Origin of the sequence: uncultured Xanthomonas sp. (assembly GCF_964278005.1) — a bacterium.
Lineage (GTDB): Bacteria > Pseudomonadota > Gammaproteobacteria > Xanthomonadales > Xanthomonadaceae > Xanthomonas_A > Xanthomonas_A sontii.
In genome coordinates this window covers 722,049-740,292 of record NZ_CAXYKF010000023.1, presented here as the reverse complement: position 1 = coordinate 740,292, position 18,244 = coordinate 722,049, and the positions used below count along the sequence as shown (strand labels likewise).

10 protein-coding genes, 1 tRNA gene and 3 pseudogenes are annotated in these 18,244 nt (G+C 55.1%); 4 read left to right on the top strand and 10 right to left on the bottom strand.

The window, feature by feature from the left end; translation table 11 throughout:
* Positions 1 to 366: 366 nt before the first annotated feature.
* Positions 367 to 798 (bottom strand): annotated as a pseudogene (locus ACHWVH_RS17480) (integrase core domain-containing protein); the annotation flags it as partial.
* Positions 799 to 807: 9 nt separating this feature from the next.
* Between ACHWVH_RS17480 and ACHWVH_RS17475 the strand changes: the two are divergent.
* A pseudogene (locus ACHWVH_RS17475) lies at positions 808 to 930 on the top strand (transposase domain-containing protein); the annotation flags it as partial.
* An 88-nt stretch (positions 931 to 1,018) separates the two neighbouring features.
* On the opposite strand, the gene ACHWVH_RS17470 reads toward ACHWVH_RS17475, so the two are convergent.
* Positions 1,019 to 1,795 (bottom strand): hypothetical protein, encoded by a 777-nt coding sequence (locus ACHWVH_RS17470; RefSeq protein WP_295928039.1) that lies wholly within the window; start codon positions 1,793 to 1,795, stop codon positions 1,019 to 1,021.
* A 218-nt stretch (positions 1,796 to 2,013) separates the two neighbouring features.
* Between ACHWVH_RS17470 and ACHWVH_RS17465 the strand changes: the two genes are divergently transcribed.
* The 3 genes from ACHWVH_RS17465 (at position 2,014) to ACHWVH_RS17455 (ending at position 7,446) form a co-directional block, all read left to right on the top strand.
* Positions 2,014 to 5,457 carry a DEAD/DEAH box helicase gene (locus tag ACHWVH_RS17465; RefSeq protein WP_295928042.1) on the top strand — a complete coding sequence of 1,148 codons (3,444 nt, stop codon included), beginning with the start codon at positions 2,014 to 2,016 and terminating at the stop codon, positions 5,455 to 5,457.
* 175 nt (positions 5,458 to 5,632) lie between these two features.
* Positions 5,633 to 6,571 carry a phospholipase D-like domain-containing protein gene (locus ACHWVH_RS17460; protein WP_394687634.1) on the top strand — a complete coding sequence of 313 codons (939 nt, stop codon included), beginning with the start codon at positions 5,633 to 5,635 and terminating at the stop codon, positions 6,569 to 6,571.
* A gap of 35 nt (positions 6,572 to 6,606) precedes the next feature.
* Positions 6,607 to 7,446, top strand: coding sequence for a hypothetical protein (locus ACHWVH_RS17455; RefSeq protein WP_295928047.1), 840 nt, complete (start codon positions 6,607 to 6,609; stop codon positions 7,444 to 7,446).
* A 56-nt stretch (positions 7,447 to 7,502) separates the two neighbouring features.
* Here the strand turns inward: ACHWVH_RS17455 and ACHWVH_RS17450 are convergent, their stop codons facing one another.
* The 8 genes and pseudogenes from ACHWVH_RS17450 to ACHWVH_RS17415 all read right to left on the bottom strand — a co-directional run bounded on the left by ACHWVH_RS17450 (position 7,503) and on the right by ACHWVH_RS17415 (position 18,204).
* Positions 7,503 to 7,736, bottom strand: coding sequence for a hypothetical protein (locus ACHWVH_RS17450; RefSeq protein ID WP_295928049.1), 234 nt, complete (start codon positions 7,734 to 7,736; stop codon positions 7,503 to 7,505).
* A gap of 173 nt (positions 7,737 to 7,909) precedes the next feature.
* Positions 7,910 to 8,560 (bottom strand): hypothetical protein, encoded by a 651-nt coding sequence (locus ACHWVH_RS17445; protein WP_394687633.1) that lies wholly within the window; start codon positions 8,558 to 8,560, stop codon positions 7,910 to 7,912.
* A 94-nt stretch (positions 8,561 to 8,654) separates the two neighbouring features.
* A complete protein-coding gene (locus ACHWVH_RS17440) occupies positions 8,655 to 9,824 on the bottom strand; it encodes a hypothetical protein (protein WP_295928056.1) in 1,170 nt (389 codons plus the stop codon).
* Positions 9,825 to 9,989: 165 nt separating this feature from the next.
* Positions 9,990 to 10,835 carry a hypothetical protein gene (locus ACHWVH_RS17435; RefSeq protein WP_394687632.1) on the bottom strand — a complete coding sequence of 282 codons (846 nt, stop codon included), beginning with the start codon at positions 10,833 to 10,835 and terminating at the stop codon, positions 9,990 to 9,992.
* Between the two features lie 12 nt (positions 10,836 to 10,847).
* Positions 10,848 to 15,629 carry an RHS repeat-associated core domain-containing protein gene (locus ACHWVH_RS17430; RefSeq protein WP_394687631.1) on the bottom strand — a complete coding sequence of 1,594 codons (4,782 nt, stop codon included), beginning with the start codon at positions 15,627 to 15,629 and terminating at the stop codon, positions 10,848 to 10,850.
* 217 nt (positions 15,630 to 15,846) lie between these two features.
* On the bottom strand, positions 15,847 to 16,242 hold the full coding sequence (locus tag ACHWVH_RS17425) for an H-NS family nucleoid-associated regulatory protein (protein ID WP_295928066.1): 396 nt from the start codon (positions 16,240 to 16,242) through the stop codon (positions 15,847 to 15,849).
* 299 nt (positions 16,243 to 16,541) lie between these two features.
* Positions 16,542 to 17,878: pseudogene (locus tag ACHWVH_RS17420) on the bottom strand (site-specific integrase).
* A gap of 252 nt (positions 17,879 to 18,130) precedes the next feature.
* A tRNA-Gly gene (locus ACHWVH_RS17415) sits at positions 18,131 to 18,204 on the bottom strand.
* Positions 18,205 to 18,244: the final 40 nt, after the last annotated feature.

Below are 18,244 nucleotides of genomic sequence, written 5' to 3'. Positions count from 1 at the left end.
CGACGTCCTCGCTGCGACAGACGCAGTCCGGCTCAGGGTCTTCGAACAGGACTGCGCAGCACGACGCGACCACATCGACAATGTGTCGAAGCGCGGCCAGGAAAGGAGTAGAAGTGCGGAGCGAACGCAGTTTTGCGGAGCACCGCAAAGCGCAAAAGCGCTGGCAACAGATGGAGCGGGCGATGGGAACAGAATCCAACTCTCCCTAACCCATTGATCCACCCAGTTCTCAGGTAGAACAGGGACCCAAAAAAGATACCCGAGTCTACCACCCCTCAAGCGAGCAAGTTCACCGGTTAGTTGCTACCTTAGGTGGAATAGACGCCCCCGCCCCCCCCCCGCTTTCAGTAGCCTGGCTCTTTAGAGTCAGGGTTTCACCGTAGCGGCTTTGGCAGCTAGCTGTTGAGCATAGACGGCCGGGGTCAGGCCGCCCGAGATCTTCTTCGGTCGCTCCTCGTTATTTTCTCGTCGCCAGGTCTCGATCTCGGTGCGGGCGTGCAGCAGCGTCGGGAACCAGTGATCGTTGTGGCATTCGTCGCGCAGGCGGCCGTTGAAGCTCTCGATGTAGGCGTTCTGGTTCGGCTTGCCTGGCTGGATCAAGCGCAAATGCACACCGCGCACGTGGGCCCACGTCACCATTGTCTTGCCGCAGAACTCCTTGCCGTTGTCGATGCGGATCACCTGCGGCAGACCCCGTGTCAGCGCCAGCCGATCCAGCATCCGGACCACGCTGTGACCGGAGATGACCCGCTCCACCTCGATCGCCACCGCCTCGTGCGTAGCATCGTCGACGATGGCCGTGGCAGCGAGTCGGCGCGTATGAATAGGCATGATCCGTATGCCTATCTCAAAGATGTGCTGACGTGCTTGCCGATACAGCGGGTCAGTCAGATCGGGCAGCTGCTGCCGCATAAGCGGGTGCATGCCTGACTTACGCAAGATGAATTGGGCAGACGCAAAAAATCTTCGATGGCGATGATCATCAACCCTTGGTTGATGATCAATTCTTGCCTCAGTACTAATCGATCAAAGAAAAGCCTCGATCCTGGCCAGACCAGAATTGTTTGAACCTCCCAAGATCAATCCCCTGGATGCTTTTGACCGACCAATAATAATAATCGAGGACCCAAGTATACTTTTCGCGCACCCCTGCATCGGACTCTGCCCCCCTGCTTTTGAAGACATCGACCATTTCCTTATAAATATTACTGTGCTCAGGGTTCGTGAAAATGAAGCTTCGGGCAAAGTTCAGCACCATCTCCCCCTTTTCCATGAAAATATATTTCTTGCCCTCGGCACTCAATTCATCATAAAGATCTTTGTCGAACATAATCCGGGGATTTTTGGCGACTGTGCTCTCCAGATAGTAGGCCTTCTCCAGCCCGACCGAGGAAATGAAACTGTGCTGTGCAACGTTTCGCTCAGAATATGCACCACTGGAGATGCCGCCCCTCACGAACAGATCTTCGTAGCTCAGAAAAGTCGCAAGGAGTGAGCAAAACTGCACTACGCCAAAAAGCTCATCCTCGCTTTTTTCTTTGACATCCGCTGTTATTACAATGCTATCGGAGAAGAAGCGCACCTTGATTCCCGATGTATCGTAGAGGTGCGAGGTCATATTCATCGTTCCAAACGCATTTTCGTAGGCGCGATTTATCCTCTCACTAAGGTTGTACTGACCCGCGAAGAATTTTCTGGATTTTTCCTTATAACCCAGGATGTCTAGAAAAGCGCAGTAATGGCGCTGCGAAGGCGGTACATAACGATCAAGAGAGTTCCAATCTGAACTTGCCATTTAGACGTCCTTTTCCACTGTTTAGGATTGAGGAAGATGCCCCGTCACTTGCCAGGGACGAGTAATAGCTTATCATTCAGCACGCCGCGTCAACACTGGATAGTGCTTAGAACTGGATCGAACATGTGTTGAGCCGACACTTACCTTGATCACAAAGCCTTGCTAGCGCCAAAGCTTGTCCTACACTGCATGAGTAGCCCGCAGACCTGAGCCCACGGATGAGCCGCCCGCATCTATCTAAATCCATCGACCAACTCGAAGAGCTTTACGCTGCCTCCCTTTTCGACGAGGCCACGCTTGCCGAACTCGCGGAGGAACTTGGCTTTCGCCGAACTCCGCGTGCCAAGGAGCTTGCCACCGAAGTGGTCAATGCCTTGGATCGCTATAGGGCACAGGCCCGGGCTGACAGCGTGCACAACCAGGCAGCGCCTACGCCACGCCAGGTCCCAACCGAGCCAGCGCGCCCTCGCCCTGAGCCGCGCGATTCGGCAGAGCAGCAGGCTGGGCCCACCATCCCCCCGCCTGAACTTGAAGCGATGAGCTACACCAATCGCGCCCGCGACATCCTGGATGCTTGGTCGGCTCTGGAAGCGCTGTCGCCCACGACCTTCAAGCGCCGCGCAGAGCTTGCAAGCAACATTGCGCAGAATATCGTCTCAATTGGACCGGGGCTGCCTTGGGATGGCGGCTCGGCCCGCTCCAAGCCGAACTTCAAAGTCTATTTTCACATCGTCCTCGGAACACTTGCCGCCGAACCCGCTTTCGGCAGGCTTCTAACGCGCTTTCAAGATGCACGCCCCAACCCACCCAATATCAAGGGCGAAGCGGTTCTGGCGTCGATCTTGGTCGACAAGGACGGACTGCTGGCTGGCGACATGCCGGTATCCATCTCGGCTTTTGGCTGGGGATTGCCTGTGGCACTCAGCGGCTCATTGCAACGCTTGGCTGCTTGGACACAGGAGGAAGGGCGCCTGATTGGGGGCCTGACCAAACAACTCCGCCCGGATCCAAGTGGGTCAGATACTCCGATCGCTTACGCCACGCTACAGAAGGCATTCTACTGGCTGGTGCAAACTCTCGGACTTCCTACCGACCTAGCGCAGGGTCCACAATTTGCTGTCGCTGCCTATATGGGCTTTCGAAGCAGCCTCGTCCCGGATTCCCTGCTGCTCAATAGCTTCTTTTTGCGTGACTTAGCCCAAGCTAAGGATCGCGCGGTGCGTCAAAAGCTTCCGCCCGCATTGGCGCGCTTTTTGGGGCAGACCAAGCCATCGGAGCGGCATGATCTTTTGCACGACCCCCAAGCGCTTGACCAAGCGTTGTCGCCTGCCATTGCGCCCCTTGGGCGCTGGGTCACTCCACCTAACCAGCGTCCGGCGCTCTTACAGCAGGTGGCGGTGAACCTAGCCTCGCAATTGCCTAGGACGAGCCCGCTGCTTGGCGTCAATGGCCCGCCTGGCACGGGCAAGAGCACGCTACTGCGCGATGTCGTGGCCGACCAGCTGACGCGTCGAGCTGAGGCCATGTGCGCCTTCGATGATCCCAAGAAGGCCTTCAAATCCTCATGGAGCAAACGCATCAAGGGCGAAACCCAAGAGCTTTTCGCGCCGGACCCATCGCTTCGTGGCTTTGAAATGGTCGTAGCAAGCTCGAACAACAAAGCGGTCGAGAATGTCAGCGAAGAGATCCCTGCTCTCAAATCAATTGCCTCCGGAAGCACGCTTCGCTACTTCGAACCGTTGGCAACCCAGATGCTTGGAAAAAACGCCTGGGGCCTTTCCGCAGCTGTCTTAGGCAATGCAACCAATCGCTCGCGCTTTCGGAAAGCGTTTTGGGCTGAGTCGCATCTTTCGTTCAAGACCTACCTAGAACGCGTCAGTGGCGTCACGCCGCGCCAAGAATCTGACCCCGAAGGTCTAGCTGAGCTTTGCCAAGCCCCCTCAAATCCAGCTGAGGCGCGGACGCGTTGGCAGCAAGCGAAGCAGCACTTCCAGACCTGCTCAGCGCGAGTGCGCGTGCGCCTGACAGAGTTGGAGTCGCTTCGACAGGCGCTTGGCGCGCTGCCTTCTCTGCGGGAGCGCGAGCAACACGCCTCGCGGCGAAGGACCGATGCTGAGCGAAGTGCTGCCGTAGCTATGAAGTCTTCGCAGACAGCGCAAGCAGCATCAAGCGACAGTAGGAGCCAGCTTGAAAGCAGTCGGGAAGCACTGATTCAACACGAGCGAGGGCGTCCTGCACTGTTTGCCCTGAAGCGCCTGTTTGGTTCGAGCAGCGCTAAGCAGTGGGAAGCTGCACATACCCCTCTTGCTCGCGCACATGAGCAAGCACAAGGTGCCTATCGGAAAGCAAAATCAGAAGAAGGTGCGGCGCTCGAAGCATCTGAGCAAGCGCACCAAGCTGCCCGAAATGCCACCGCATCTCACGACGCAGCAAAGGCTGCACTGGACAAGGCCCTTGCTCAATGCCAAAGCATTCAAGTGGGTGATGGTGCCTGTGTACTTGATGCAAGCTTCCACCATCTTGAGCACGGCGCGAAGAATTTGGCGTTGCCTTGGCTGGATCGCCAGCTTCAAGCTCAACGATCCGAGCTATTTGAGGCCGCAGTGGCTGTCCACCGCGCGTTCATCGATGCGGCAGCCTTGCCGCTCCTTCGCAACTTGAATGGCCTTGTCGGCGGCAACTTCAAGCTAGGCGCTGATCGCAAGCACCTGGCAGCAGATCTTTGGGCAAGCTTATTTCTTGTGGTGCCGGTTATTTCCACCGCCTTCGCGTCAGTCGAGCGTATGTTCAATCAGCTTCCTGACGAGAGCCTAGGTTGGTTGCTCGTCGATGAAGCTGGCCAAGCGACACCTCAGTCGGTTGTTGGCGCGTTGCTTCGCACCAAGCACGCGCTCATTGTGGGCGATCCATTACAGGTAGAGCCTGTGGTGCCGCTGCCGCCCGTGCTCACGCAAGCTGTGATGCGCGAGTTCAAGGTTGACCCGGATCGCTTTGCTGCTCCTAACGCTTCTGCTCAAACGCTTGCTGACGACGGAAGCTTGCATTGCGCGCGTTTTGAAACCACCTCAGGTTCTCGCGCGGTTGGCGCGCCGCTTCTGGTCCACAGGCGCTGCGCCTCGCCGATGTTCGATGTCTCCAACCGAGTTGCTTACAACAACCTCATGGTTCAAGCCAAAGTGCCTGAGGCTTCGGTCATCCGGGATGTCTTGGGTCCATCGCGCTGGATTGATGTTCACGGAAGTGGACACGATAAGTATTCGCCTGAGGAAGGCGAGCAAGTGGTCGCGCTCCTGCGCGCGTTGCACGCAGCCAGCATCGATCCTGATCTCTATATCGTCACGCCATTTGTCGTGGTGCAGGACGAACTTCGAGATTTAGCCCGTCGCTCGGGCTTGCTCAACGGCTGGGTGGACAACCCTTACGAGTGGACCAAAGAGCGCATTGGCACCGTGCACACAGTCCAAGGTCGGGAAGCGCAAGCCGTGATCTTCGTATTGGGTGCTCCGCAGTCTTCCCAGCACGGTGCGAGAGGATGGGCTGGATCGACGCCAAACCTCCTCAATGTTGCAGTCACGCGCGCCAAGGAGGCGGTGTATGTCATTGGCAATCGATCGCTTTGGTCAGGAGCCGGGCATTTCGCGATGCTGGACCAGATGCTTTGACAAGAACGATCTGCTTCAAGCGAGATTTTGAATGAAGCCTTTCTTTCAGAAACACGCCATGAGCATCTCCAAGGAAAGATCAGCCAAGCGATCTATACATTCTGAGCTTACACAACCGACTGGGATCGGATAGTCCCAGCCAAAGTAGCCTTAACAAGAATGGAGGCTCCGCAACATGGTAGTTCTCATCAAGGATCAAACGGATCTAGTCGAGTGGGTTAAAGGCCAGAATGCTGACCTTGATCTTGCAGTTGCGTTTTGGGGAAAGAGCGCGTCAACAGTTTTGCAACTGAACAAGCCTGGCCGAAGCGTTCGCGTCATCTTGGAGCTAAGCCAGGGAGCTACAAACATCGCAGAAGTCAGGATCCTGATGACGCTGAGCGGCGTCCAGATCAAGACACTGGATCGCCTCCATGCCAAGGTTTATATCGGCACAGATGAGATGGTGATCGGGAGTGCGAATGCATCATCTGGCGGACTTGGTGTCGCCGGATTTGAACACTTGCACTGGAAAGAACTTGGCTTGCGCACCAGTGACCAAGCATCATTGGCTGAGGCGAAGGCTTGGTTCGAAGTATTGTGGAGTGACGCCAGAACGATCGAACCGACCGAGCTTGATCGTCTAGAGAAGCTCCAAGAGATCGGAAAGAAACAAGCCGTTCCGATGGTCTCCAACGGTTCAACGCTGGACGCTTTGAAGAAGCATCCTGAGTTCTTCGCTGATCAAGCGATTTGGGTGACTGTGGTGACCAGCAAGCTGAGTGATGCACAAGAGAAGAAGCGGCAGAAGCGGCAGCTTGAAAATCCTGACATCAAGGTCTACGCGTATGTCGAATGGCGCAAGATGCCTCAGAACGCAACCATCATTAGCTTCACTTGGTATCCGGGGGAGAAGTTCAAAGCCGACAAGCCGCTCATCTATCAAACGCCCGATGGACATCAACGTGGTGAGATGCAATACATCCAGCCAGGAAAGCTTCCTTGGTTCGAACTTGGCGATCTCAAGCAGTGGGAGAGTGCCGTCATCAAGTTCCGCGATAGCAACCTTGCGAAGTGGAAGCGCGAACATGGCATCTACATGCGGCTAAGAGATTTTAGGGAATACATCCTCTAATCAACCCTCCATCGACCTGAAACGGAGCGGCACACGTGACCGAGTTAGATGATGTTCAGCGCTTCAAGCTTCGTAACCGCGCCCTTCTGGATGTTGAGGCTGAACTCACGGATGACGACAAATATCAGGTGGGTCGCTACAAACTCTACCGTGCCATCAAAAATCATATCCCTAGCCTGCCCTCAGCCCCTTACCATGATCCGCTCCGAGATTTGGCGAGCATCCCAGGGGCTGCCATGGTTTTCAGTGAGTGCTTATGCCGCGCTCTTCGTGAACTTGCGAACCATATCAACACCTTTGGGTCCATGATCAAGAAGTTGGAGGCTTGGGATCTGCTAATCGAACGCCTTGATGACGAACAGATCTTTTCCCTGTCACTTGAGCACATTGAGCCTTTGGCCAATCTTGCGATATCAGCGCCCCAGTCTATACGAGGCCAATTTATCTTCGCAGCGGTCGAGTGCGGGGCATTGGCCAACCCGTTTGTAGGAAAAGAGCATGGATGGAATGGAAAGAGCAATGTCGACATGCGCGTTGCCAAGAAAGTTGCAGGTCACTGGTCAGCATGGCCCGCACTGGCCGCAGCTCTCTCAGCTCTTCAAGTTGAAGAACTAAACGAAGCCAGTAGTAATTTCAGGAATGACTATCAGCATGGGGCTCCTCGATCATTGATCATCGGAGTCACAACGCGCACGACTTGGATAGACCATGGAGATGGGAGCTGGGGATTGGGCATCGGCACCGAAGACCCCATCAGATTGAAAGAGATCATCCCTCATCTTAAGAGTGCGCACTCTAAAGCCCTGAAAGCTTTAGATGCCTTCCACGAACTCTCCAAAGAATGGGCTGCTGCTATGCCGCCCCTTCCCCAATGATGATCAAATTTTGGGACTCACCGTGGCACAGTAGGGGTCAAGGGTCACCATGACGACTACAGCTCACTAATGTTAGGAACCCCATCCTCGTAGTCGCACGCAATGAGCGTGCCGGTTTTATCTTCGATGCGATGGATCTCGGGAGCGCTGAACCACTCTTCGAAATCGAAGTCCCTGTTTGCAATTGTATTGACATCGCATTGAGCAAGGGCCTCCTGCGGCGAGCTTGCTTCGACTGTCATGTAGTGGGCGACTTGGACCGTCGCATTGATCTCGATGACGTATTTCATGCCGCTCTCCGTGTTGGCGCCGCGCCAAGCCTCGGAACGCAATCTATGCACCGCGCACGCGCCGCTACAGGACGAAATCGCCCCTGATCGCTGAACAAGCGTTCATCCGTCGCCGGCAATCCTGGCGGCAAGATGCATCAGGCAGTCAGTGCGCCTTAGGGCGACCCAGCGCGCTAAACGGGCTTCGTGTCTTCGTCTAGCTCTTGGCGATCCAGCAATGCCATCTGGGCGGCATGGACCGTAGTCAGATGAACTCGATAAGCGTTCCGCCAAAGTCTTTTCTCTGCATTCGACTGCCAAGGGAGCGCTAACGCCTGATCCATAGTCAGAGCCAAGATCGTTGCTCCCTGCTGGAAGGCTTCTTCAATCGCACTCATATCGCCCCCCGTGATCCCGGCGTGCGAGATCACACTTTTGATCTTGCCAGCCGACTCGCGAATCACAATGAAGGGGATGCCCTTCTCCGTTCGACCGAAATTGCCCGAGATCGGTTCTTGGATCTTCTCTCGGGCTTTGGTGACTTGGGCATACCAGGTCAAAAGCTCGACCTTGGTGATGGATCGTGGCGTGCTCTTTCTGATCAAAAACGGATTGCCGTGCTCACGCTTGAATTGGTCGAATTGGCGTCTCGGGATGCTGAGGTAAAACTCCGCCATGGCTTGGGTGAAGCGCGTCGTGCTCGGTGAGCGATCAAGTCGTTGCTTCAGGCCATCGAAATCCTGGCTAGCGATGATGGCCTCGCGCTCATCGCGCTTTGCGATGACTTCAAGCGCAGCCCGCAAAAATCCGTCTTCGAAACTTTCCGCCTTGCTGATATTGGTCATGGCCTCACCCAGCATGCGCGCACGTGATCGCCACCTAAGCCAAGAAAGCGGCTCGGCCCTTCCCCTGGCTGAGAAACGCTAGTCTGCTTCAAGATCAATCCCACCAATCCTTCTCAGGCTTGTTCCAGTGCGAGTAGCCACTGAAGTAGGGATCGAGCTTTACGTCTAGACTGATCACGTTCGGGAGAGACGAGGCGATTGGATCCAAGCGCCTCACTTGTTCGTTGGCCCAGACCAGCCATGCCTGCGCTTCCGGTGTCTGATCTGCGCTTTGCTCGACTGCCAAGATGAAGTGGCGAATTCGCTCAGCGCGCTCCCAAGCAAGCATGTTCTGCACCAGGCCGGCTCGTTGTGTGCGCGAGATGGCCTTTGCTCGCTCCGCTTCAATGCGCCTGGCTTCTTGCTCTCTCGCATCAGCAGCTCGCTTTTCGTTCTCCAAGCGCCGCGTGCGCAATGCGTTTTCCCACATTGGGACTTCTGCAATCACCTCATGGAGCTGAGCCTCCAAGGGGTTCCCTGCCCGATCCTTCCAAGTGTGGCGACTGTTGCCAAGCCATTGGTCAAACTCCAAGGCAAATTCCCCTGTCCCTACCAAGATGTAGGCTGGCCTAGATGGTTCGTAGTAATACTCTCCTCGCCGTCCGGGCGGGCGAGGTGGAGGGGGTGGAGGAAGCGTTTGCTTGGTCCTTTCGCTCAACCGAAAGGATACAGTTCCTTCTTTCAACACCAGCTCTGTTGAAGCCCCCTCCTCGTTGATGTGGACTTTGCAGCCTTTGGCCTCGAACTGCTTAATCAAGACGTCCAACAGGATCAAGGCTCTGGGTAGCTGAGCCGCCGAAGTTCTGAGCCGAAGCACCTTGTGGTAGTTCAACTGCAAGACGCCCTTGTCCTCTTGGGCAGCCTTTGCCGCCGCCTTGACCTCAGCGATCAAACGGTGGGGCTTGATGAGTTCTTGGGGAACCTCAACAGGTGGCCCAAGCGGCACCTCGGGTCGAGGTGGTTTGGGAGGAGGGTTCTCGGCAACGGTGAAGTGAACGACGCTCGGCTGCCCTTCCTTGGCATCCGGGAGAGGCGGCTGTTTGACGGTGCGACCAGTCCGGACGATTGCCCAGTGCCCTCTGTTCGGAAGTGGGATCCCTGCTTTTCGACATGCCTTGGAGAGGGCGACATCGGATACGCCGATTTCCTTGGCAAGGACGAGGACAGGGCGCGCCCACACCATCTCGTAAAGTTCTTCCCGAGTAAACTTGACCTGCTTATACATAGAAGGCGTGCCTTTGATGTGCCAGCCACAACATCCTAGATGGACCGGATGACCAACGGAACCAGCACGGCAAGATTTTCTATGCACCCACAAAAAAGCCCCAATCAACTCGGGGCTTTTTGTCTACTACCTATCAAGTAGATCAGTCAGGATACTTGGGAAACTTCAATCCTTCTTGGGCGGGCCACCGAAAAATCCCAGTTCTATCCACAGCGCCAAGGCGCGCGCAGCAATTTCTAGCGAGTGACTGTCTTCGTATTTCCCTAGACGCAGCGCCGCCAATGACTGGACCTCAGGCGGCATCATGAATGCCGCCTTCTTCTCGCCTTTAGCTCTCTTCTTGACGACGAAGCTAAACTGCATCAAAGGCCAGTATCGAATGGTCGGCCACATATACGTCATGTATATTCTAGTGAGGGATGAAGTCTCCATCTGCGCCGAAATCTTGGCACCATCGCTTGCTACACCAGAGAAGCGAAGTAGCCCATCCTTTTCGCCAGCAACAGATAGCCCGACTCTCGGAAAAGCACCCCTTGCCACTTCATTGAATATCTGTTTTCGCGCAACAACCGATTCCCCTCCTGTCAAATCGATAGCGGCTCCATGCGTGACGACACAGAGATTTTCAACCTCTTGCTCAACGCTTTCTTGATAGGCCGGCAGATGCACTGAAAGCATCTGTCCAAACTGCTCAGGAAAAAAACGCACGAGCAAATTCCGCTTTCGCAAGAAGTCGAGAATAGGATCATCCAAAATAAGGGAAATGGCTTTTCCCACCTCATCCCGAGAAGTGGCTTTCCCTTCCGCAACTCGAAGGCTAAGCTCGCTCACCCGTTCCTTGGCAGCAACAAAATGCTCCGGAGAAGACTGATTTTCAATAAATTTATAGTAGCTATCCGCCCCAAAAATAGCCGCCGCGAGTGCCATCTCACCTTGAATACTGGAAAATCCCCGATTGACGAAAATCTCATCAATCGGGGCCAGGCCTAGCTTTTCGTTTGAAATTTGCAAAATAAATATCTCTTACTTTTCCGGATACAACCGGTTTCCGAATGTGGGCAACACATACCAAGGTGATACGTTTTTCATATCCCTCAGGGTGCGATCAATCTCTTGACCCACTGGGTAATCCACCAGGTCCGCCCTATAAAAAACCAAGCCAGTATTCCCAGGATGCGTGTCGTGATAGAGCGTTATTTCGTAGACTTGACGCAAAAAGCCCCCGCCAACCTGAATGGTTCCAAGATACTGGCCCTGACTGAAAATATTGTCACCCGACTGACCGGCAGTCCAGCCCGTGCACATCTTACTCTTTTCGTCTGTGACAGGCCTGTTCGCAGACTTCAAGTAACGAGCTATCTGAGGCTTTGCTATCCGGCGGTACAGTTCTTCGTTATCCCGATTCGAGATTGGCTTCAACTCAAAGACCGTCTTGTCGACTGGATCATAAGCGTCGGGGCGGCCGCTCTCAAAGGTTCCGCCATACGTGTCGTTGGCTCCGTATCCCATGCTGGTGACTTTTGCACTAAAAAGATAATGAGCCGCTGTGCCCACCATCAGCTTATTCCACCAGCCCGGGACCTCATCGCCCGCAGGCTCCCACTCCAACCCGAACGGATCGGCTGCCGAAAACGGCTGAGAACCCGCATAGCTGAAAGTGGAAACGCCTCCATTTAACCCTATTGGATCGGATTGAATATAGCGACCACTAACCGGATCATAATCCCGGAACGCGTTCTGATTAAGACCGCTTGCGGGGTCATACAGCTGGCCCGGATAGCGCATATCCAGAGAAAATCCAGCCCCGTCCATGTCCGGATCTTCGTTTGGAGGACTCGCCCCAAAGGACTCGCCCATCAAGTCCCACTTCCATACCGCCTTGTCTTGGGAAGGGTCAATGACGACCCGTGGAGTGCCAAGATGATCTGCCTCCACATACTTCAAACGATTGGTTGAACTACTGGCACCTTGCAGCAGGCCAACTGGCTGGTCGTCAAGCCAGATCGCTTGCTGGATGGCTTGCCCGGCACCATCGAAGTCACCCAACCAATGACCCGCAGGGTCGTAAAGCCTGTGAATTGCGCCATTTGCGGTGGTGCGCTTCGCCTGCTGGCCATGGCCGTTATAGACGTATGTTCCAAGCACAGCACCGCTGGATTTGGCTTCGGACATCCGACCAGCGTCGTTGTAGATGAACTCTTTCGAAGCTCCCCCAATCGACGTCGTGTTGCCAGCGCTATCGTAGGAACGCGCCTGCCCAGCGATGCTCGACAGCCGATTGGTGTTTGCCTGATACGAGTAGGCCTGGTTTCCGGAGGCTGTTGACAGCCCGGAGCGATTTCCAACCGCGTCATAAGAATAGGACTCGATCGAAACCCCAGTCGCGCCGTCTCGGAAGTGCGTGAGTCGTCCTACACCATCGTAGTCCAGCGTAGCGCGCTGCGTCGTTCCAGCAGCATAGCCAAGCCCAACCAAGCGCCCCGATGCGTCGTAGCTTAGGCCAACATCAATGCCACCGTTCCCAGCGTCCTTGATCGATTTGGCCCGATAACTGCCATCAAAAGTCCGCGACAAGGTTCTGCCGTTGCCGTAGGACCAAGCGATAGCAGGTCCGAAGGGCGCATAAGTCACCCCCTCAAGCAGCGTCTCCACACCGGTGCTTGGCGTATCGACACGCAGAGCAGAGACACGCCCCTGCGCACCGTAGGCATAGTTGACGATTGAGCCGTCCGGATAGGTTCTTGAAGAAATCCTTCCTGCGGTGTCGTAGGTGTCCACAAAGCTCAGAAGCGTGCCGTCACTTGCGGTGAAAGACGTCCGAACCAGGTCTCCAAAACTGTTGTAGCAGTATTTCGTCTCGCCACTCTGATCCAGCATGCGAGTCAATCTTCCCACGGCGAATGCCTCCGCCTGAGCACAGCTATTCTGCACCTCGTCATACACATACTGGATTAAGGCGTCGCTACCGGCCTTTACTGAGGTCAGACGGTTGAGCGCATCAAAAGTTCGGGTTGTGACCACACCACGCGCGTCCGTCGTCTCAATCCTATTGCCAGCAGCATCTACGCCATGTGTGCTGATCCCCGTGTCCGGGCTCTCAATTCCGACAGAATCGCCAAGCGTATTGAACGAGTAAGTTGTGGTCAGTCCGTTGGGATCCCTCACCGAGTCCAGGTTGCCCAACGTATCATAATGGTAGTCAGTTTTCTGATTAAGACCCGTCGCGTCCCTTACAGCCTGCGTCAGTCGTCCTAACGCATCGTAGTGCCGTTCATCGACGATGTTCAAAGCCGACGTGGTCGAGGTCAGCCGGCCCTCGGCGTCATACCCCAACTCGGTCGCGTTGCCATCATGATCGGCCTGGGTTACAGCCTGGCCCAATGAGTTGTAGATCGTGGAATTCTGACGACGCACCACGTTATTGCTGTCGGTTACGGTCTCCTGGATACGATTTCCATCGTTATCCAACGTGTAGGAAAGCTGTGCCCCGGAATTGTCGGTGACCTTTATCAGGCGCCAAGCGGCGTCGTAGTCGAACTTCCTCCAAGTGCCGTCCGGGCTTGTGATTTGCTTAACTTTCCCGGTTGGCCAATACTCATATAGCGTGACCCGATCATACGATGACGGCACGCCTTGGGCTCGAATGGTGACGGAAGATATATCGCCTCTCGGCGTATACGTAGTAGATGTCACAACCCCGTTTCTATCTTTGGCCGAGGTCACGCGCCCCATCGGATCATAAGAAAGCATCTCGGTGATTTGCCCCAGAGCATTAACCACCTTCCCTAGATCGCCCTTACGATAAGCGCAAGCACCACCGGTTGTGCAAGAAGGATCGTCAGAGGCGTAGTAGAAATACTGGGTGACATCGTTCACGTCGAGGCGCGGACCATCAATTGCCTTGAGCAGCCCCAAAAGCGGAAAGTTGCCACCCGCTGCAACATCCGCAGCCTCACAGTAGGAGTAGGTGGTGGTTCTTTCTCCAACCCCGCCTGCACCTATCTGGCTTGCCGCTGCTAGTTGGAGCCTCTCATTTCTGATGAGTTCGGTGGACCCGCCGCCATCCTGCACGCTTGCCACGCGGTTTGACTGGTCCATGATGCGTTCGACAACGACACGCTCTGATGGTGTTCCCGCCGCTTCGGTTCTGCTTTGCAAGCGGTAGCTCGTCCCATTTACGGACTCTGACGAATACGCGTAGTTGGTCACAATCCCCGATCGACTGCTTGATGAGGAAAGACGCCCTGCGTTCGAACTATTTGTGCCGAAATATGAATACGTCCGCGTTCCCGCCGAGTCAGCGATCGAGGTTATCTGCCGAGAGCCTCCCACCGTGGTAATTGCATAGGTTTCAACTTCGCCCAACGCTTTGGTGACCTGAGCACCACTTGGCGTGTAGGTGATGGAGGTCGCCCCGACACCGCCTGCCAGGTTGCTGCTTATTGCGCGCCCCTTTGCATCGTAGGTGAAGGTGCTTTGTCTTGATCCAGACTCGTCGGTAATTCCAGTCAAATGGCCTGGAAAGCGGCTGTCTTCATAATGGTAGATGCGCGAGTTGCCATCGGGGTATGTCACCGACTGGAGGATACGATCCGCGTAAGCAAAGGACGCTAAGACCACGCCTGAGGATTCGATCGACGTAATCAATGCGCCACTCGAATCGTCACTATACTTATATTCTATATACCTGCCCTGCCCGGAGTGGACCTTCCAAAGCCTCGAGTATTGGTCATACTCGTAGTTGAGTGTCTGTCCATTTTCTTGGACAAACGACTGCAAGCGTCCACTCTGGTCAAACTGATAAATTCCAGAGGCTCTTCTCAGATCCCAGCCCGTGCTCGACGAGACCAAGACATCTCCGCTTCCGTCAGTGGCAGAGTAGCTTGTGCTGTCTACTGGGGAGAAGGTGGTTGTGTAGCCCGCGCCATTGATCAGGATGGCGCTCGCTGTGGTTGCGTTTAGTCTTAATCTATGACTGTCCGACCAACCGGGACCGTAGGCGCCAGCCTGGGTTGAGTAGCCCGAGTGGTAGGATCGAGTTAGGTCGATCCAGGCCAAACTTGCGTCACTCTCCTGCTCTACTTGCTCCCCTGTTTTGATATCGCACGGGTCACCGACCTGGGCACTCGGCGCGCCTTCGTCAGCTTGGCATTCGGATTTCTGCGTGACGATTGATGCGATAGCCCATTCGTTGACGCAGCCGCCGAACGCGTTCTTCCAGTTGGTAAAATATTGCTTTGGCGGACAGTCGTAATATCTAGTCCGCACGAGCTGCATATGATCTTGACGCAAGTCGCAATCGTCTGAAGAGTAGCGCGTCAGCGTGTAATCCTTGTTCTGCGCTTGACCACCATACGTCCCATCAGAATCGGTCGCATACCAGTCGCTGGTTAACTCGATACTCGGATATGGGCACGTCGGCTCGTTGGAGTATGTTATATCCAGCTGCTCTTGCAACGCTTCTTGCTCAGTTGGCCAGGAGTTGGCCATCTGATAGGCCCACTCTTTATCGTTGGGCTGCTTTATCCCTATCCAATAATTGATCTTAATGAGCCCTTGCCCTATATCCTCAACATCCCTTATCTCTTTAACATAAGAGAATATCCCATCATAAAATGACACGGGCGCCGGGATAGTCGAGATGGCTGCCTCAGCTTCCTGCTGTGTTTCATATATGCCAACTTGCTTTCCGTCCAAATCATAAAGAGTGAAAGTCTGATCACTCTCTTGCGCAAGGCCCGTCTGAGCGACAAGCAAAAGCATTAATGAGATGACAGCCAGTGCCGCATTCTTGATCTTGTTCATCGCAACTCCTTTTTGCGAAGCGCGCCGTTCGATCAATTCAGATCGAAAACAACGCCCCTAGCAATCCATGCCATTGGCGGGCCCAACCGTCTTGATAGATATCATACTCATGCGCGCCGATCAAGTAACCGATGTCGCATTACGAAGCGCCATGCAGTCTACGCGCAAAAAAAGCCCCGAGCTAATCGGGGCTTCGGGTCTACCGCCTACTGAGATATCAGCCAGGATACTTCGGAAACTTCTCTTCCGGGTGGTTCTTTTTCCACTCTTGATAAGCCGAGGTCCCTTCCCAAGCCTTAAACGCCAAGGGCGTGCGTCCACGCCCGCTCCAAGTCTCCTGCGTGTGCGGAAGCCAATATTTGGGAGCCACTTCCTTCTTCGTGCTGACTGCCTTCCTGGGCTTTGCCGCGCCATTGATGACAAAGCCCGCAATTTCAGAGCGCTGCTTGGCGTTGAAATACTCAGCAAACTCGCCGAGCAGCTTCACCACTTCGGTGAAAGCCTCGGTGGCCTGATCCTGCCGAAGTTGGGCTTCTTGCTCTTCCAGCTTGCGAAGCTCTTCCTCCAACTTGGCCTTGGCGGAGGTGATCGATTCCAAAGATTTTTTACTCACAGACGCCCTTTAATAAGATAGAACCAACGACTTGACATGCTGCGTTATTCGATTAAAAAAAGCAAGCCTCAGAAGCCGAATTGAAAGTCCTATAAACGGAAGGGTTCACACCATTCTTTGATATAATCCGGAACCTGCCGCCGGGCTGCTTCGCGAACTTAACGCCCGTTTTATCATAAACGTCTATTTTAACTATAAGCACGCCCCAATATTCTCTGACAATCGACTGAGCATCAAACTCTTCGTCATCAATCGGAGTTTTTTCTTCGTTATTCACGAGATTCCCTTAAATTTCTCAGTCAAAACTTAGGCCAAACAGAGAATTGCCTAGCAATGTAATGAGGAAGCCTAACCAGGACAATAAAGCGTGCCAGTGTCACCACACGATCCGGTAGTGTCCGACGATCGATGTAGAACTTCTCCAACACCCCCTGTCCTCGCGCGTGACCCGTGATTGCCGCAATGGCTGAGGCCGATACGCCCGCCTCGTCCAAACGAGACGCAATGATGTGGCGAAAGCCATGAAAGCCTTGCCCCTTCGCCGTGATCCCTTGACGTTTAATGTAGACGGAAAACTGTCGGCTCAACTGTCGACCAAAGCCCAGTCCGGTGCTGTTGGGCAGATGCGGAAAGATCTGCGTGTGTCCTGCTTGGCGCACCTCATCGATGTAGACCAGAAAGCCAGCATCGATCACCGGCTTGGCCAACGGCACAAAACGGCGGCTGTTCTTGTTCTTGACGCTTTGGCCCTTTCCACCCTGTCGCACGAAGAACCCTGGCACCCCATCGATCGTGTCGATGTCCTCCACCCGAAGCTGCGCGATCTCGTTCACGCGCGCCCCTGAGTAGAGCCCAAGCATCGGTCCAAACCACCGGTGCGGATACTTTTTGGCCCATGCCGGGAAGGCCACCGGATCGAAGATGGCCTTCAACTCAGCATCCGTGAAGGGCTCACCTGTGTCATCTGCGTCAGGCGTGGCAATCGCCCGGATGCCTGCCAACGGATTGCTTGGCAAAAGCCCTGCCGACACCAGCGACACCAAGAACACCGACAAGCGCTGACGGTGCTTGGCAACCGTCCAGGCGGCAGGCTCGGGAACTTGATTGGCTTGGGCAAGCGCCACGACCTCCATGACCGCAAGGCCCTTGTAGGGTGCGCGCTTGGTCGCATTCGACGGCCACCACCGCACGACATCGAAAAAGGCGCGCACATGGTCTGCCGTCAACTCGGACACCGCCAGGTCTTGCCCCACAGCGCCCGCGAACAACGCAGCGAGTGCCGGCTTTCAAGCACGGTCTTGCTGTGGAGCTTGGCGCGACCCAAGTCCCCCAAGTGATCCGCAATCGCTTTGGACAACAGCGGGCCAGACGCTTTGGTCTTTCCGGTGCGCCAGCCACTTGGCTTGTTGGTCGCGGCATTTCCGCTGGCTGGCTCACGCAACAACTCAGCGAACAATGCTGCGCCTTCGGGGGTATCGATCTGGGCTCTACCCAAATGCGTGCCATTAGGCAGCGTCACATCGGTCAATGTGAGTTCGCGTAGTCCTTGCTCTCGGATGCGGCGCAGCACTTCGTCCAGATCCACCGGCTTCCCCTGCCTCAATGCTTGGAACGCGTTCGATAGTGCCATCCCCATGCAGGCAGACACCAGACGCGCAGCGTCGCCGGGACGAAGATGGAGAGGACGAACGAGATATCGCGAGCCGACTTGCCCCCGCAAATCAGCAGGAACCAAGAAGCGCACATAGAGGCCTGATGGCCGATGTAGCAAGAGGGGCTTGGGCAAAAACGATACCTGAAACGATACCTTGGGATGTCGTTCGAGGCGGTCTTCAGTCGGGAGGAATAGTCAGCGCGGTCAACAACTTAGCGCTAGCATTTGCGAGACTGGAGCGGGCGATGGGAATCGAACCCACGTCAGTAGCTTGGGAAGCTACAGCTCTACCATTGAGCTACGCCCGCGTTGCCGGTGCAGTCTATGCGCTGGGCCGGGGGTTGCGCA

Bases quoted from the DNA above. Each gene is read 5' to 3' on its own strand.
- ACHWVH_RS17470 (WP_295928039.1), bottom strand. From the start codon at position 1,795: ATGGCAAGTTCAGATTGGAACTCTCTTGATCGTTATGTACCGCCTTCG.
- ACHWVH_RS17465 (WP_295928042.1), top strand. From the start codon at position 2,014: ATGAGCCGCCCGCATCTATCTAAATCCATCGACCAACTCGAAGAGCTT.
- ACHWVH_RS17460 (WP_394687634.1), top strand. From the start codon at position 5,633: ATGGTAGTTCTCATCAAGGATCAAACGGATCTAGTCGAGTGGGTTAAA.
- ACHWVH_RS17450 (WP_295928049.1), bottom strand. From the start codon at position 7,736: ATGAAATACGTCATCGAGATCAATGCGACGGTCCAAGTCGCCCACTAC.
- ACHWVH_RS17445 (WP_394687633.1), bottom strand. From the start codon at position 8,560: ATGACCAATATCAGCAAGGCGGAAAGTTTCGAAGACGGATTTTTGCGG.
- ACHWVH_RS17440 (WP_295928056.1), bottom strand. From the start codon at position 9,824: ATGTATAAGCAGGTCAAGTTTACTCGGGAAGAACTTTACGAGATGGTG.
- ACHWVH_RS17430 (WP_394687631.1), bottom strand. From the start codon at position 15,629: ATGAACAAGATCAAGAATGCGGCACTGGCTGTCATCTCATTAATGCTT.